Here is a 14,986-nt window from a genome sequence, read left to right as displayed (position 1 = left end):
AGTGAAGCTGCCAGAAAATATAGGCTCGGGGTGAATTGCCCGGCTATCCGCGTTCCGCGGTTCGCCATCCACTTTCCGCGGAGCACGGATTCGTCACCCGCCTCCTGCGGAAGGCGGCACCCGCCGTCTGGCACTCAGTGCCCGCGGAACGCCTCCTCCAGCCACCAGGCGCCGTGGTCACCGACCACTTTGGCGTCGATGAGCAACGGCGCCGACCGGGGGCCGGCCACCCAGTCCTGCACCGCCTTCAGGTCCGCGGGCGTGCGTACGGTCACCGCCTCGAAGCCGTATCCCCGGCCCACGGCCGCGATGTCCGTCGGCGGGAACTCGACCGTGTCGAGCGGGAATCCACCGGGGCCGAAGTGGTGCACCTCCGCTCCATAGGCCTCGTCGTTGTAGACGACGACCACCATCGGCAGCCCGAGCCGCCGTACGGTGTCGAGTTCGACGGCGCTCATCATCGTGCCGCCGTCGCCCAGCGCGGCCACCGGCAACCGGTCCGGCCGCGCGAGCGCCGCCCCGATCGCGGTGGCGAGCCCGAGGCCGATCGACTGGAACGCCTGGGTGAAGCAGAAGCCGAGGTGGTCCGGGACCGACAGATACGTGCTCGGGTAGCCCATGAAGTTGCCGGAGTCCACGCCGATCACCCGCTCGGCGGGAAGGATGTCGTCGAGCGCGATGCTCAGCGTGCGCGGGTCGATCCGCTCACGGGTGCTCGTGTCCTCGTACGGCACGTCGCGCCAGTGGACGCGTGCGGCGATGGCCGTCTCGATGTCGGCGGTCCGGTATCCCTGCCGCTGTCCCCCGCCTCCCGTCGTGTCGAGCACGCGCCGCGCCGTGAGCTCCACATCGCCGGTGACGCCGAGTTGTACGTCCCGGTGGGTGCCGAGCGCCGACTCCTCGTCGTCGACCTGCACGACGGTCGCGTCCTGTCCGATCAGGTTGCCGTGCCGCATGGTCCACATGTTCAGGGCGCAGCCCCAGCCCACGATCAGGTCCGCCCCCTGGATCAACTCGGCCGCCAACGGCGACGAGAAGCCGCCGGACACGTCGAGTGACCAGGGGCTGCCGTGGAACAGCCCGCGGGCGACGGCCGAGGTGGCGAGCAACGCGCCGTGGTGTTCGGCGAGTTGGGCGACGACGTCCCGGCCGCCGGGAGTGCGTGCTCCCCGGCCCGCCACGAAGACCGGCCGTCGCGCCCGTTCCAGCACCTCCACCAGCGCTGCCGTATCGGCTGCCGCCGGCTCGACCGCGGCCCGCGCAGCAGGCGGGGCGGCCAGGTCCAACGCTCCGTCCGGGACGTCCAGAGCCTGTACCTGCAGGGGCAGGTTGAGCAGCACCGTCCGCCGTTCGTGCAGCGCACGTCGTACGGCGGCACACGACTCCTCGACCGCGTCCTCGGCCGAGGTCACCCGGGCCGACACCGCGCCCACCGCGTGGGCCAACTCCTCTTGGCCGATATGGAAGTTGGACTTCGGCTCGGTCACCTCGGCCGCCAACACCACCAACGGGGTACGGCTCTTGGCGGCCTCGGTGATTCCGGTGAGGGCGTTCGTCAGGCCGGGGCCCTGGTGCACACTCAGCGCCGCCACCGTCCCGCTCATCCGCGCGTACGCGTCTGCCATCGTGGCCGCGCCGCCCTCGTGCCGCGCGGCCACGAACCGCGCGCCCGCCGCCAACATGGCGTTCGTCAGATGGAAGTTGCCCGACCCGACGACACCGAAGACACGCTCGACCCCGCACGCCACCAGCGCCCTGCCGACGGCTTCCCCGACCTTCATGACCGCTCCACCAGGGCGAGCACCCGCGCGGGAGCGCCCGATCCCGTGACGATGGGCAGCGGTCCGGCGATGACGACGGCGCCGGTGGGCGGCAGTTCTGCCACGTTCCGAAGCTGGGTCAGCCCGTACTTGCCGCTGCCCATGAGGTACGAGTGACACGGAAAGGCCGGGTCGAAGGAGTGCGCGGCTCCGGCGTCGGTGCCCACCGTCTCGACACCGAGGCCGATCACCGGCGACTCCTGGGCCACCCAGCGGGCACAGTCCGCCGACAGCCCGGGGGTGTGCGGGCCGTTCTCGTCGGCGTTGAGGAACGGCTCCTGCGCGTGCGCCCGGGCGTCCCAGCCGGTACGCACCAGCAGCCAGCCGCCGTCCGGCAGCGGTCCGTGCTCGGCCTCCCAGGCCTTCACATGGTGCACCTCGACGAGGAAGTCGGGGTCCTTCGCCGCCTCGGCGGAGAAGTCCATCACCGCGGCGGGCGCGATCAGGCGTCGCGCGGGCACCGACGCCACGTCGCCGAGATCCTTACCGGTGGCCCAGTGGTTCGGTGCGTCGAAGTGGGTTCCGGTGTGCTCACCGCTGCGGAAGTTGTTCCAGTACCAGCCCGGGCCACGGTCGTCGTATCTGCTGATCTCCTCCAGTTCGAAAACCGCCGTCTGGCCGAATTCGGGAGGCAGTTGGATGACCGGCGTGGACGCGGAGAGCGGCGAGGTGAGGTCGACGACTTCGACCGACCCGTCCCGCAACGCGGTTACCAGGGCGGAGAGGACGGACGGCTCGGGCGGCACGGGCGGCATGAAATCCTCCTGGGGCGACGACGCACTCACACAGTTGCCGGTTCACGCGACGGCGTCCAGCGTAGATGCACGTTCCGCTCGGAGGCGTCGGCCCGCAGCAACGAAAGCCGCGGCCGTACGGCGTCGGTGCGCGAGGTCGGCGGCTTGCGGCGCCCCGCGCCGAACTGCTCCGGCCACTGCGCCGCCGCGCCCCGGTACTCCTGCTCGGCCGCCGCGTGCAGGGTCCAGTGCGGGTCGTAGAGGTGGGTGCGGCCGAGGGCGCACAGATCGGCGCGGCCCGCGAGCAGGATCGAGTTCACATCGTCGTACGAGGCGATGGCGCCGACCGCGATGACCGCCGCCCCGGTGGCGGCGGCGACCTCGTGGCGGATCCGGTCAGCGAACGGTGTCTGGTAGGAACGGCCGTACGCTGGCCGCTCTTCCTTCGTCACCTGGCCCGAGGAGACGTCGATCGCGTCCGCCCCGTGCGCGATGAAGGCGCGGGCGATTTCGACGGCGTCGTGCTCGGTGTTGCCGTCGGGCACCCAGTCGGTGGCGGAGATGCGCACGATCACCGGCCGCCCGGCCGGCCAGGCGGCGCGCACGGCGTCGAACACCTCCAGGGGGAACCGGAGCCGGTTCTCCAGCGAGCCGCCGTACTCATCCGTGCGGTGGTTGGCCGCCGGCGAGAGGAAGGAGGACAGCAAGTAGCCGTGCGCGCAGTGGAGTTCGAGCAGGTCGAAGCCCGCTTCGGCGCCCCGCCGCGCCGCACCGACGAAGTCGCCGACGATGGCATCCAGTTCGGCGCGGGTGAGCTCACGGGGAACGGCCGATCCGGCGCCGTACGGCAGCGGTGAGGGTCCGGTGACCTCCCAGTTCCCTTCCGGCAGCGGCTCGTCCATGCCCTCCCACATGAGCCGGGTGGAACCCTTCCGCCCCGCGTGGCCGAGCTGGAGGCCGATGCGCGCGGTGCTCCGGTCGTGGACGAAGGACACGATCCTCGCCCAGGAGTCGCGCTGTTCGTCGGTCCACAGACCCGTGCAGCCGGGGGTGATCCGGCCCTCGGGCGAGGGGCAGACCATCTCCGTCATCACCAGTCCGGCGCCGCCCATGGCCTTGGAGCCGAGGTGCACGAGATGGAAGTCGCCGGGTACGCCGTCCACCGCGGAGTACATGTCCATCGGGGAGACGATCACCCGGTTCTTCAGCTCCAACTCCCCCAGCCGGAAAGGCTGGAACATCGCCGGCACGCCACCGTCGAGCCCGTCGATCCCCTGGGACGCGGCGAACGCGGCGTCGACCCGGCCGGCGAACTCCTCGTCGCGGGCGCGGAGGTTGTCGTAGGTAATGCGGCGCGACCGTGTGAGCAGGTTGAAGCAGAACTGGGTCGGCTCCTGGTGGACGTACATGCCGATGTTCTCGAACCACTCCAGCGAGGCCTGCGCCGCCCGCTGGGTGGACTCGACGACGGGCCGCCGCTCGGCCTCGTATGCCGTCAACGCGGCTTCCACGTCCGGGTGTTCGTGCAGGCAGGCGGCGAGGGCGAGCGCGTCCTCCATCGCCAGCTTGGTCCCCGAGCCGATCGAGAAGTGCGCGGTGTGCGCGGCGTCGCCGACCAGGACGAGGTTGCCGTGGTGCCAGCGTTCGTTGCGTACGGTGGTGAAGTTGAGCCACTTCGAGTTGTTGGCGAACGCCCGGTGACCGGCGAGTTCCGCCGCGAAGAGGTCCCGGATGCGCTCGACGGCCTGCTCGTCGGAGACGCCCGGCGCGAACTCGACCCCCTCGGTGGCGTCGAAGCCGGCGCGACGCCAGACGTCCTCGTGCATCTCGACGATGAAGGTGGAGCCGTTGTCGGAGTACGGGTAGCCATGGACCTGCATGGTCCCCCACTCGGTCTCCTTGACGAAGAACTGGAAGGCCTCGAAGACCCGGTCGGTGCCGAGCCACATGTACTTGTTGTGGCGGCGGTCCAGGGTGGGGCGGAAGACGTCCGAATGGGCCGCACGGGTAAGGGAGTTGGCGCCGTCGGCGGCGACCACCAGGTCGTGCGAGGCACGCAGGCCCTCGGGGGCGGGCGTCCGGAAGTGGACGGCGACCTCGAGGTCGCGGCATCGCTCCTGGAGCAGGCGGAGCAGCTCTTTGCGGCTCATGGCGGCGAAGCCCTGGCCGCCCACGGTGTGGCTCTCACCGCGGAAGTGGATGTCGATGTCGGTCCATCGGGCGAAGTGCCGCGCCATGGCGTCGGCGAACTCGGTGTCGGAGTTCTCGATACCGCCGAGCGTCTCGTCGGAGAAGACCACGCCGAAGCCGAAGGTGTCGTCGGGGGCGTTGCGCTCCCAGACGGTGATGTCGTGGGCGGGGTCGAGCTGTTTCATCAGCGCGGCGAGGTAGAGGCCGCCGGGGCCACCGCCGATGATCGCGATCTTCAAGGGGGTTGTTCCTCTCACTGCTCGCCGCCGGGCGGGGAAGGCGCGGTGGGCGCGGCGGCCTGCTGGGGCTGCTGGGCCTCGGCCTGCTCGGCCTGCTCGGCCTGCTCGGCTTCGATGATCCTGCGGAGTGCGAAGCGCTGGAGTTTGCCGCTCGTGTTACGCGGCAGGGAGTCGCAGAACCGCACGTCGCGTGGGTACTTGTAGGGAGCCAGGACCTGTTTGACGTGGTCCTGGATCTCCTTCGCCTTGGCCTCGTCGCCCGGCACACCCTCGCGGAGCACGACGAAGGCGCAGACGACGGAGCCGCGTTCGGTGTCGGGCCGGCCGACGACGGCGCACTCCAGCACATCGGGGTGGGTGTCGACGGCGGCCTCGACCTCGGGCCCGCCGATGTTGTAGCCCGAGGAGACGATCATGTTGTCGCTGCGGGCCCGGTAGAAGAAGTAGCCGTCCTCGTCCCGGTGGAAGATGTCACCGGTGACGTTCCAGCCGTTCACGACGTAGTCCTTCTGTCGCTCGTCGCCGAGGTAGCGACAGCCGACCGGACCGATGACACCCAGCAACCCCGGTTCCCCCGGGCCGAGTTCCGCGCCGTCGGGGCCGAGGACGGCCGCGCGGTAACCCGGTACGGGCTTTCCGGTGGCGCCGGGCCTGATGTCGTCTCCGGCGGCCGAGATGAAGATGTGCAGCAGCTCGGTGGCGCCGATGCCGTCGATGACCCTGAGTCCGAGCCCGTCGCGCAGCCGCTCCCAGGTGTCCTGCGCGATGTGTTCGCCGGCCGATACTCCGGCGCGCAGTCCGGCGAGCCGCTGTTCGTGCCCTTCACGCACGATCGCCTTGTACGCGGTGGGCGCCGTGGCGAGCACGGTGACGCCCTCCCGCTCGACGAGCTCCGCGAGTTGCGGCGGGGTGGCGGCCTCGGTCAGCAGGGCGCAGGCGCCGGCCCGCAGCGGGAAGACGACGAGCATGCCGAGACCGAAGGTGAAGGCGAAGGGTGCGGTGCAGGCGACCAGGTCGTCCGGGACGAGCTTCAGCGTGTGGCGCCCGAAGGTGTTGTCGATGGACAGGATGTCGCGGTGGAAGTGCATGGTGATCTTCGGGGTTCCGGTACTGCCGGACGTCGGCCCGAGCAGTGCCACGTCGTCCGCGGCGGTCTGCACGTTGGTGAAGTCACCGGACTTGCCCGCGGCGCGCTCGACGAGATCCCCGGCACCCGCACCCCCGTACTCCACCACCGTCAGCGACGGCAGGGTGCTGGCCCGGACGGCATGGGCATCCTCGGCGAAACGGTGGTCCACCAGGGCTATTGAGGGCTGCGTCCGCTCGACGACGGGGGCGATCTCGCGGGCCCGCAGTGCGGCCATGGTGGTCACGACGACACCGCCGGCCTTGAGAACACCGAGCCAACACGCCACCGCCCACGGGTTGTTGGGCCCTCGCAGCAGGACACGCTGACCGGGGACCAGAGCGAGGTCCTCGGTCAGTACCTGGGCAACCTGGTTGGCGCGCGTGCGGAGTTGGCCGTACGTCCAGGTCTCCCCGGCCGGGGTGCGCAGCGCCGGGCGGTCGGCCCCGTACGTCGCTACGGGGATGTCGATGAGCTCGGTGGCGGCGTTGAGCCGGTCCGGGTAGTGGAGTTCGGGCGTGGTGAACTCGATCGTCGGCCACAGGTGCGCGGGCGGCAGGTGGTCGCGGGCGAAGGTGTCCAGGTGCGCCGAGGTCGAAAGGGACAACGGAGTCGGAGGAGACAACGGAGGAGTCCTTCCGGGAGCCCGCCGACGGGGCGGCGGATCAGGCGGTGCGGATCATGCCCTCCTGGACCACGGTGGCCAGGTGACGGTGGTCGCGTGTGAAGAAGCGGCCCGTGCCCAGCCCGCGGCCCGCGTCCGCGGCCACCGCTTCCTGGACGTAGAGGAGCCAGTCGCCCACCGGTCCCGGACGGTGGAACCACATGGCGTGGTCGAGGCTGGCGGTGATCAGCCCGGGCTTGGCCCAGGGCAGGTCGAGCACCCGCAGGACGGGTTCGAGGATCGTGTAGTCGCAGACGTAGGCGAGGGCGGCCAGGTCCCGCTGCGCGTCGGTCAGGCCCTCGACGGACCGCAGCGGGTCGAAGGGCTTCAGCCACACCGCCTGGTGCGGTACCTGCTTGCCCTCGACGGTGAGGTAGACGGGGCCGGGCACATGCCGCATGTCGAAGCTGCGGCCGCCCGACCAGTAGGCCCTCGATTCGTCGGTCATCGTGCCGCCGGCGCGCTCCGCGAGGTAGGCGGCCGAGTCGGGCAGCTCCTCGGGCTCCGGGACGACCTCGGCGAGTGGGGCCTGGAAGGTCCCGCCGGCCTCACCCGCGGCGAAGTTGGCGAGGCAGACATAGAGCGGCTTGCCGTTCTGGTAGCCGCGTACCTGCCGGGTGCTGTAGCCCCGGCCGTCGCGCAGCACCTCCACCTCGTACCGCACGCTCGCCCCGATGTCGGCCGGGCGCAGGAAGTAACTGTGCATCGAGTGCAGCGACTTGCCGTCGGTCACCGACCGCATCGCCGCGGCCGCGGCCTGGGCGACCAGATCGCCGCCGTACGCCTTGGGCCACGGGCACGGCTGGGTGACGGCCGTGAAGGCGAGGTCGAAGTGCTCGGGCTCGGCGGGGGTCAGCGCGATGGCCCTGGTGAAGGTCACTGAGGTGAAGTCGGCCTCCGCAGTGCCGTCGGCGGTCGTCATCGGTCGAGCCAGTCGCGCAGGTCGGCGTCGGCGACGTCGGGGAGGTTCACGACGATGTTCTCCGGAGTCCGGGTCGTCATCCACGTCAGCGGTTTCGTGCGCGAGAGGTTGCATTCGACGTGCGGCATGAACGGCGGCACGAAGACCCAGTCGCCCTCCTCCATGTCGACGTAGTCCTCGAACTTCTCGCCGAAGTAGATGCGCGCCCTGCCCGACAGGACGTACCCGCCGGTCTCGGCCTCACCGTGGTGGTGGGTGACCGAGCGGTAACCGGGGTCGTTGCTGACCTTGCCGAACCAGAGTCTGGTGGCGGGGGTGTGCTGGATGCTCACGCCCGAGATCCGGACGGCCCCGCCCGAGTCCGCGGTGCCTCCGTCCTCGGAGCCGCCGCGGGTCACGACGGGGGCGACGAGACCGCTGGGCAGTCGGTACATGGAGTTGTCGCCTTCGAGGCGGTACTTGCTGAGGTCGGGCTCCACGGGGTCGGCTCCGTTTCGGTTGTCGGGGGACGGGCCGTATCGGTAGGCGTGGGACGGGCGTTTCGGTTGTCGGGGGGGAGGGGCCGTGGCGGGGCCCGTACCGGTGCCAGTGCCGGTGCCGGTGCGGGTGCGGTGCCGCCGGGCGGGTGGGACCGAGCGCGCCATGTCTCGTATTTTTCACCGTCGTCATTTATTGTCAATACGCATCGCCGGACGGATCGGAACGGATCCGAACTCCCCTGGAGGCCCGCCGCATGACTTCGCCCGTCGCCGTGAACCCGGCCGCCCTGCCGACGCCCCGCGGCTACTCACACGGAACCCTCGCGGGAAACACGCTCCACCTCGGCGGCCAGACCGCCCTCGACGCCGATATGAAGATCGTGCCGGGCGGCATCGTCGAGCAGTTCCGTCAGGCGTTCGGCAACGTGCTGACCACACTGCGCGAGGTGGGGGGCGAGCCCGGTGACCTGGTCAGCGTGACCATCTACCTCACCGACATCCCCGACTACCAGGCCCACGGCAAGGAGATCGGCGAGGTCTGGCGCGAACTCGCCGGCCCCGTCTACCCGGCCATGGCCGGCATCGGCTGCACGGCCCTGTGGCAGCCGGAGGCTCTGATCGAGATTCTGGGGGTGGCGGTGATTCCTGAGGAGCGGCTCCGGGTGCCGCGCGGGTGAGCGGGGCGCGTCGGTGGTGCCGCCATCCCATCCCCTGGATGACCGCCAGCGCGTGCACGCCGCGGATGAGCGGTGCGCGCCGGCGGCTCACCGCCTCCGGTGCCGCTATCCAGCCCCGCGGATGACCGCCAGCGCGTGCTCGCGCGCCGGCGCGCCCAGCGCCGCGTTCAGCTCCTGGAACATCTCACCCGCGGTCACCCCGTTCCAGCCCGGCGGCAGCAGGGCCAGCGGAAGTCCCGGATCGCGGTAGGGCAGCCGCCGCCACTGGGTGAGCATGGGAATGTACGTCCGGAACGCCTCCGGCGCAGTCGTCCCGCCCGCCGACGTCCGGTCGCGGACAGGGCCGTAACGCCGCACGAAGTCCGCGTACAGCGCGGTGAGTTCGTCCAGGTCCCACCACACGCGGACCTTGGCCCGGAGGTCGCCGAAGGCGAAGTGTTCCCCGGTGAAGAGGTCCACGTACGGGGACAGCCCACGGCGCTCCAGGGTCCGCCGCGTCTCCCCCGCCAGGTTGCCCGGCGCCACCCACACCCCGGGCGCGGCGGTGCCGAAGCCCAGACGGGTCAGGCTCGTCCGCAGCGCGTGCCGCTTCTCGCGCTCGGACTCCGGCACCGAGAAGACGACCACGAGCCAGCCGTCCTCCTGGACCGCGCGGACCCGCTCGAAGATACGTACGTCCCCCTCGGCGAGGACCTCCAAGGTCGGCTCCGCGAGGGAGTAGCCAGCCGCGTTCGCATGACGCTCGCTGCGCAGCACCCCACGGCGCTTCAGACGCGACACCGCGGACCGTACGGCCTGTCCCTCCGCCCCGAGTTCCGCCATGAGGCGCACCACCGACGCGACCGAGAGCCAGTTGTGCTCACCCCGCGCGTACAGGCCGAAGACCGTGATGATCAGCTGGCCGAGGCGCGTGTCGCCACCGCCGGCGGCGACAGAGGACGACTGAAGATCCGCTGTCATGCGAGCACGATAGCCATCGAGGGCTGTCGGAGAACACGTCGCGGGCGATCCGCGGGGCTGGTACATCTCTCGTCAACCGTGGAGGACCTCTCCTCAGCGCCTTTCCCGCGGAGCAACGCAGGTACGCGGAGTGAAGATCCACACGCCTTTGGTGTAGGTAGCACCGAGAGTCCGTCCAGTCTCGCGCAACCACGGATAACGGCTTTGCAGTTCGACAAAGTTGTCGTTGGTCACGATCACCGCATCCGACTCATCCGCGATGGCCACGACAAGGGCGCCCCCCTTCCCCTCCGTTCCCGTCGGCGGTTGGATGATGTCCCCCTTACTCAGTGCGGCCACGACCTCGTCTCGCTCCTCCGAGGCTCTGTGCCTGAAGCTGGCATCCACCACCACGAGGAATTCACGCAACGGCTCGCCGCGGACGGGCTGCGAACGTACCTGGGCACCTGCGGGGAAGCCACCGATCGTCTGCGGGCGGGGGACCGAGCTACCGGCACGTCGTGGTCGACGAGGCTCAGGACCTTCACCCCGCCCAGTGGCGACTGCTGCGTGCCGCGGCCAAGGAGCGACCCGACGACCTGTTCATCGCGAGTGATCCGCACCAACGCATCTACGACACGAAGGTGTACCTGAAGGCCGTGGGAATCGCGGTCTCCGGCCGGACCACGAAGATGCGCAAGAACTACCGCTCCACGCACGAGATCCTCAGCTGGTCCACCGCCCTGCTCATCGGCCGCCCCTTCGAAGAACTGGCCGACGGCTCCCGCAACGACACACTCCTCGACTACCGCCCGGCGCTGCACGGCAAAGGCCCCGAGGTGCACGGCGCGACCACGGAGGACGCCGGACTCGACGCGCTCGTCGAGCGTGTGAACGCCTGGGTGGACAGCGGTGTCGCCGCCCGTGAGGTCGGGGTCAGCGCCCGCTACAACAAGACGTGCGACAGAGCGGCAGCAATGCTCAAGGCCGCCGGTGTCCCGGTCCTGCGGCCGCGCAGCAATGCGGCGACTGATCCGAATGCGGTCAACGTCGGCACGATGCACTCCTTCAAGGGGTTGGGGTACAGGTGCGTCGCGGCGATCGGTGTGAGCGAGGGCGCTCTGCCGTACGCGAAGGCAGTGACGCCTGCTGAACTCGACCGTCTCCAGCACGAGACCGACCTGCTGGCGGAGCGCTGCCTGCTGTTCGTTGCCTGCACCCGGGCTCGGGACGGACTGTATGTGTCTTGATCCGGAGAGCCGAGCCCCCTTCCTCCTCGACGCCGGGGTGTGAGCCGGGCGCACACAGGGGAGCACGGGGCCGGAGTGTGCGCCCGTTGCGCTGCATATTCCTGAGGAAAAGACCTGCAGCGCCCTTGGCCTTGAATGCAATATCCGTTGAAACTAAGGCAGTTGAGGCCTGCGCCCACCGTCGACGGCGGCCTCGCACTGGGGGGCCTGTGCAGAGAGACGAGTACGGCTGGCTGCGCTCTGCCGTGACACGGTTCGGCGCCTCGTGCAAGCAGAAGCTGTCGGGCGGCGGGAGTCCGGAGGCAGCGATACGCGGCCCACTGGAAAATCTGCTGCAGGCGATCGGCGAACATCACAAACAGCACGAGGTGACCTGGCACGACGAGTACCGACTGCCTGACCTGGGGGTGCGGCCCGACTACGCGGTGCGGGCAGGGCAGGACATCATCGGTTACATCGAGTTGAAGCGCCCCGGCCTGTCCGTGGATCCGGAAACCTTCGGCAAGAGCAACCGCGAACAGTGGGAGAAACTGCGGGACTTGCCCAACCTGCTCTATTCCAACGGGACGGAGTGGAGACTCTTCCGGGACGGCCGACAGATCGGCGACGGGGTCTTCTTCTCGGGCTCGCTCAAGAGCACGGGTGAGAAGCTCGCCGTCAGTGATCCGGCAGCTTTCGACGCCCTGCTCAAGCAGTTCCTAATGTGGAAGCCCCAGCCCATCGCGCAAGTGGCACGGTTGGTACAGCACGTCGCCCCGTTGTGCCGACTGCTACGCGGCGCAGTGCTCGAACAGCTTGCCGCCGAGGCCAGATCAACCGCTCCGGACCACGACATGCGTGCTCGGCCATTCACCGGGCTCAGGAACGATTGGCGACGGTATCTGTTCCCCTCCGCGGACGATGGCACATTCGCCGACGGCTACGCACAGACCGTCACCTTCGCACTTCTACTGGCTCGCACCGAGGGCATCCCCCTCGAACCCGATTCCTTCCACGAGATCGGCCGGCATCTGGACGCCGACCACGCCCTCATGGGCAAGGCTCTCCAGCTGCTCACGGACAACATCAACGAACGCTTCACTGTCACGCTCGACCTGCTGACCCGCACCATCGCCAAGGTGGACTGGGCCGCCATCCGGAATGGCAACCGGGATGCCTACCTCCATCTGTACGAGCACTTCCTCACGGTCTACGACCCCAAGCTGCGCCAGCAGAGCGGCTCGTACTACACGCCTCGCGAGGTCGTCGCGGAGATGGTCCGCCTCACGGAGGATGTGCTCCGCACGCGGCTGGATCAGGAGCTGGGCTTCGCGGGGGACGACGTGAGAATCGTCGACCCCGCAATGGGCACGGGCACTTTCCTCCATACGATCATCGAACGGGTCGCCGAGCAGGCCATCGAGCGTCATGGCCCCGCGATGGCCCGCGACGCCATCTCCCGGCTCGCAACAAGGCTGTTCGGCTTCGAGTTACAGATGGGGCCCTTCGCGGTATCCGAGTTGCGGGCATCCGACCTGCTGAAGAAGTACAAGGTGTCCTTGCCTGAGGGCGGGCTCAACCTTTTCGTCACCGACACTCTGGACAACCCTTATGTCGAAGAGGAGTACCTGGCGTCGACGTACGATGCCCTCTCCCTCTCACGCAGACGCGCCAATCAGGTAAAGGCAACCATCGCGGTCACCGCCGTCACCGCGAACCCTCCTTACGACGACAAGGCGGAGGGCCGCGGGGGATGGGTGGAGAAGCGGCCGGAGGGGAAAGAGCCGCCCACTCTCGACGCCTTTCGGTACGAGGGAAACGGACGCTATGAGCATGTTCTCAAGAACATGTACGTGTACTTCTGGCGCTGGGCCACCTGGAAGGTCTTCGACGCCCATGCCGAGGACCGACATGGTGTGGTCTGTCTCATCACCCCGTCGGGGTGGGCCACCGGCCCCGGCGGCCGTGGCATGCGGGACTATCTGCGGCGAACCTGCGACGAGGGCTGGGTCATCAACCTGTCCCCCGAAGGTCAGCGCGCCGAGATCGCGACCAGAGTTTTCCCGGGAGTCGCTCAGCCGCTCGCCATCTACATCTTCGTCCGCAAGGCGGGCATGGAACGCGGCCAGGAACGCCGGGCTCGCATCCACTACCGGGCCGTGAACGGGAAACGCTCCGAGAAGTTCGCACAGCTCAAGCAGATCCGTCTTGACGACGACGGATGGCGTGATACTCATGCGCAAGGATCACGACCACTGACACCAGCCACAGAGTCCGGTTGGGACGACTTCCCCGAACTGAACGATTTGTTTCCTTGGGGCAGTCTGGGCATCACATCGAATCGCTCCTGGGTGAGCGCGCCCTCCGCCGAAATCCTGCGCCGCAGATGGGCACGGCTGATCCGCGAGGCCGACCCGGCACAGAAGGCAGAACTGTTCAAAGAGACGCGCGACCTGAAACTCACGGACAGAAGACAGCCATTACCGGGCATAACTTCCCCAACGCGCCCTCTTCTCGATGAAACGCGTACCACCCCACACCTCATACGCACAGCGCTGCGCAGCTTCGACCGCCAGTACCTCATCGCAGACAACCGCGCACTCGACTATCCACGCCCCGACCTCTGGGCATCCCGCCTAGGCGACCAGCTCTTCCTCAACCAGCAGTCGTCGCACGAGATCAGTTCTGGTCCGGCGGTGGTGGCGACACATCTGATCCCCGACACACACCACTTCAACGGCCGCGGGGGCCGCATCATGCCATTACTGCACCCCGACGGCACTCCCAACGCGCCCACGGGTCTTCTGTCATACCTCGCCCGAGCTCTCGACCGCGCAAGCCTCAGCCTGGACGACCTGGCGGCCTACACCATCACGGTTGCCGGGCACTCCGGTTTCACCGAGCGGTTCACGGAAGAACTACTGACCCCGGGCGTACGCCTGCCCCTCACCCGAGTCAGTGAGCTGTGGGACGAGGCAGTGGCACTCGGCCGGGAGATTCTGTGGACGTCCACTTTCGGCGAACGGTACGCGGAGCCGTCGACAGGACGCCCGGCCGGGAACGTCCGATTCGCTCCCGGTGACACACGGCAAGTGAAGTACGTGACCCACATCGGCGACACACTCCCCGCTCGGATGCGCTACGAACCCGAGTCGGAGACGCTGCACGTCGGTGACGGCGCCTTCAGTCCGGTGACCGAGGCAGTGTGGGCGTACGACGTCGGCGGCATGGAGATCATCAAGAAGTGGTTCGGCTATCGCAAGGCATCGCCGAACAGCAAGAGGACCAGTCCGCTGGACGACATCCATGTCGAGAGCTGGCCCACTGAGTGGACCAGCGAGCTCATCGAGCTGCTCTCCCTGCTACGTCGGCTGACCGATCTCGCCCCGGCTCAGGCCGAGTTGCTCTCAGGGATCCTGGCCGGCCCGACCGTGACACTGACAGATCTTCAGAGTGCAGGAGTCCTGCCGGTGCGCCCGGCGGCCCGTAAGGCCAGACTGCGCGCGACCGGTGGGCTGTTTCACGATCCAGGAGCAGGCAATGTCGCCGGCGGATGAGGCCATCCCGGGTTCAACTCTTCTGGTCCACGCTCGCGAGCGCCTGATCAAGCGTGACATCGCCCTGCACCAACTGCCGCACGACGCGCGTCAGATGAGGTTGGTCGTCCTCAACGGCTGCGGCCAGCCGCACCACATCCCCCAGCCGGGACTCCGCGACCTCATAGAGTGCCTGATAGTGGATGGCCGCGCCCAGATCAGTGGCAACCACCGCACCGTCCTCCCTCAGAACGAGCCCCAGGAAACCAAGCTCCTGGATATCGCGCAGGACCTCACTTAGGTCCAGCCCCCGCGCGAAAGTGACCACTTCCACCTCATCGCCCTCTGCGGGATCCGGGAGTGGCTGAAGCACCAGCTCGGCCAGCAAGTGACGCTGCGAATCGGTAAGCACAAGGCGCGGGAGCGGCATG

11 protein-coding genes and 1 pseudogene are annotated in these 14,986 nt (G+C 68.7%); 3 read left to right on the top strand and 9 right to left on the bottom strand.

Translation table 11 applies throughout. The annotated features are described in order from the left end of the window. Positions 1 to 134: 134 nt before the first annotated feature. Genes ACFVKT_RS00755 through ACFVKT_RS00730 form a run of 6 tightly spaced genes read right to left on the bottom strand, consistent with a single transcriptional unit; the run spans position 135 to position 8,174 of the window. Positions 135 to 1,781 (bottom strand): thiamine pyrophosphate-binding protein, encoded by a 1,647-nt coding sequence (locus ACFVKT_RS00755; protein WP_385726122.1) that lies wholly within the window; start codon positions 1,779 to 1,781, stop codon positions 135 to 137. Beyond that, positions 1,778 to 2,575, bottom strand: coding sequence for a cyclase family protein (locus ACFVKT_RS00750; protein ID WP_385726120.1), 798 nt, complete (start codon positions 2,573 to 2,575; stop codon positions 1,778 to 1,780). The genes ACFVKT_RS00755 and ACFVKT_RS00750 overlap by 4 nt, the downstream gene beginning before the upstream one ends. A 26-nt stretch (positions 2,576 to 2,601) precedes the next feature. Then, positions 2,602 to 4,983, bottom strand: coding sequence for a bifunctional salicylyl-CoA 5-hydroxylase/oxidoreductase (locus ACFVKT_RS00745; protein WP_385726118.1), 2,382 nt, complete (start codon positions 4,981 to 4,983; stop codon positions 2,602 to 2,604). A 14-nt stretch (positions 4,984 to 4,997) separates the two neighbouring features. Continuing rightward, positions 4,998 to 6,734 (bottom strand): AMP-binding protein, encoded by a 1,737-nt coding sequence (locus ACFVKT_RS00740; protein ID WP_385726116.1) that lies wholly within the window; start codon positions 6,732 to 6,734, stop codon positions 4,998 to 5,000. A gap of 40 nt (positions 6,735 to 6,774) precedes the next feature. Next, entirely contained in the window at positions 6,775 to 7,695 is a 921-nt protein-coding gene (locus ACFVKT_RS00735) for an acyl-CoA thioesterase (RefSeq protein ID WP_385726114.1), read from the bottom strand. Further along, positions 7,692 to 8,174, bottom strand: a complete 483-nt coding sequence (locus ACFVKT_RS00730; protein WP_266473210.1) for a cupin domain-containing protein — start codon at positions 8,172 to 8,174, stop codon at positions 7,692 to 7,694. The genes ACFVKT_RS00735 and ACFVKT_RS00730 overlap by 4 nt, the downstream gene beginning before the upstream one ends. Positions 8,175 to 8,428: 254 nt before the next feature. Here ACFVKT_RS00730 and ACFVKT_RS00725 point away from each other — a divergent pair, with 254 nt between their 5' ends. Continuing rightward, positions 8,429 to 8,851, top strand: coding sequence for a RidA family protein (locus ACFVKT_RS00725; protein ID WP_385726112.1), 423 nt, complete (start codon positions 8,429 to 8,431; stop codon positions 8,849 to 8,851). 105 nt (positions 8,852 to 8,956) lie between these two features. Here the strand turns inward: ACFVKT_RS00725 and ACFVKT_RS00720 are convergent, their stop codons facing one another. Both ACFVKT_RS00720 and ACFVKT_RS00715 read right to left on the bottom strand, forming a co-directional pair. Continuing rightward, complete coding sequence (locus ACFVKT_RS00720; RefSeq protein ID WP_385726110.1) at positions 8,957 to 9,811, bottom strand: PaaX family transcriptional regulator C-terminal domain-containing protein; 855 nt, start codon at positions 9,809 to 9,811, stop codon at positions 8,957 to 8,959. A gap of 93 nt (positions 9,812 to 9,904) precedes the next feature. Then, positions 9,905 to 10,150: a hypothetical protein gene (locus tag ACFVKT_RS00715; RefSeq protein ID WP_385726108.1), complete on the bottom strand. Its 246-nt coding sequence runs from the start codon at positions 10,148 to 10,150 to the stop codon at positions 9,905 to 9,907. A 54-nt stretch (positions 10,151 to 10,204) separates the two neighbouring features. On the opposite strand from ACFVKT_RS00715, the pseudogene ACFVKT_RS00710 reads away from it, so the two are divergent. Beyond that, positions 10,205 to 11,083 (top strand): annotated as a pseudogene (locus ACFVKT_RS00710) (3'-5' exonuclease); the annotation flags it as partial. Between the two features lie 34 nt (positions 11,084 to 11,117). Further along, positions 11,118 to 14,576 carry a type ISP restriction/modification enzyme gene (locus ACFVKT_RS00705; protein WP_385726106.1) on the top strand — a complete coding sequence of 1,153 codons (3,459 nt, stop codon included), beginning with the start codon at positions 11,118 to 11,120 and terminating at the stop codon, positions 14,574 to 14,576. A gap of 13 nt (positions 14,577 to 14,589) precedes the next feature. Here ACFVKT_RS00705 and ACFVKT_RS00700 read toward each other — a convergent pair whose 3' ends face one another. Continuing rightward, positions 14,590 to 14,985: a hypothetical protein gene (locus tag ACFVKT_RS00700; RefSeq protein ID WP_385726104.1), complete on the bottom strand. Its 396-nt coding sequence runs from the start codon at positions 14,983 to 14,985 to the stop codon at positions 14,590 to 14,592. Position 14,986: the final 1 nt, after the last annotated feature.

Source organism: Streptomyces sp. NPDC127595, assembly GCF_042671685.1.
GTDB lineage: Bacteria > Actinomycetota > Actinomycetes > Streptomycetales > Streptomycetaceae > Streptomyces.
Note: the sequence above shows the minus strand (reverse complement) of the source record. Positions and strands in the feature narration are given on the sequence as shown.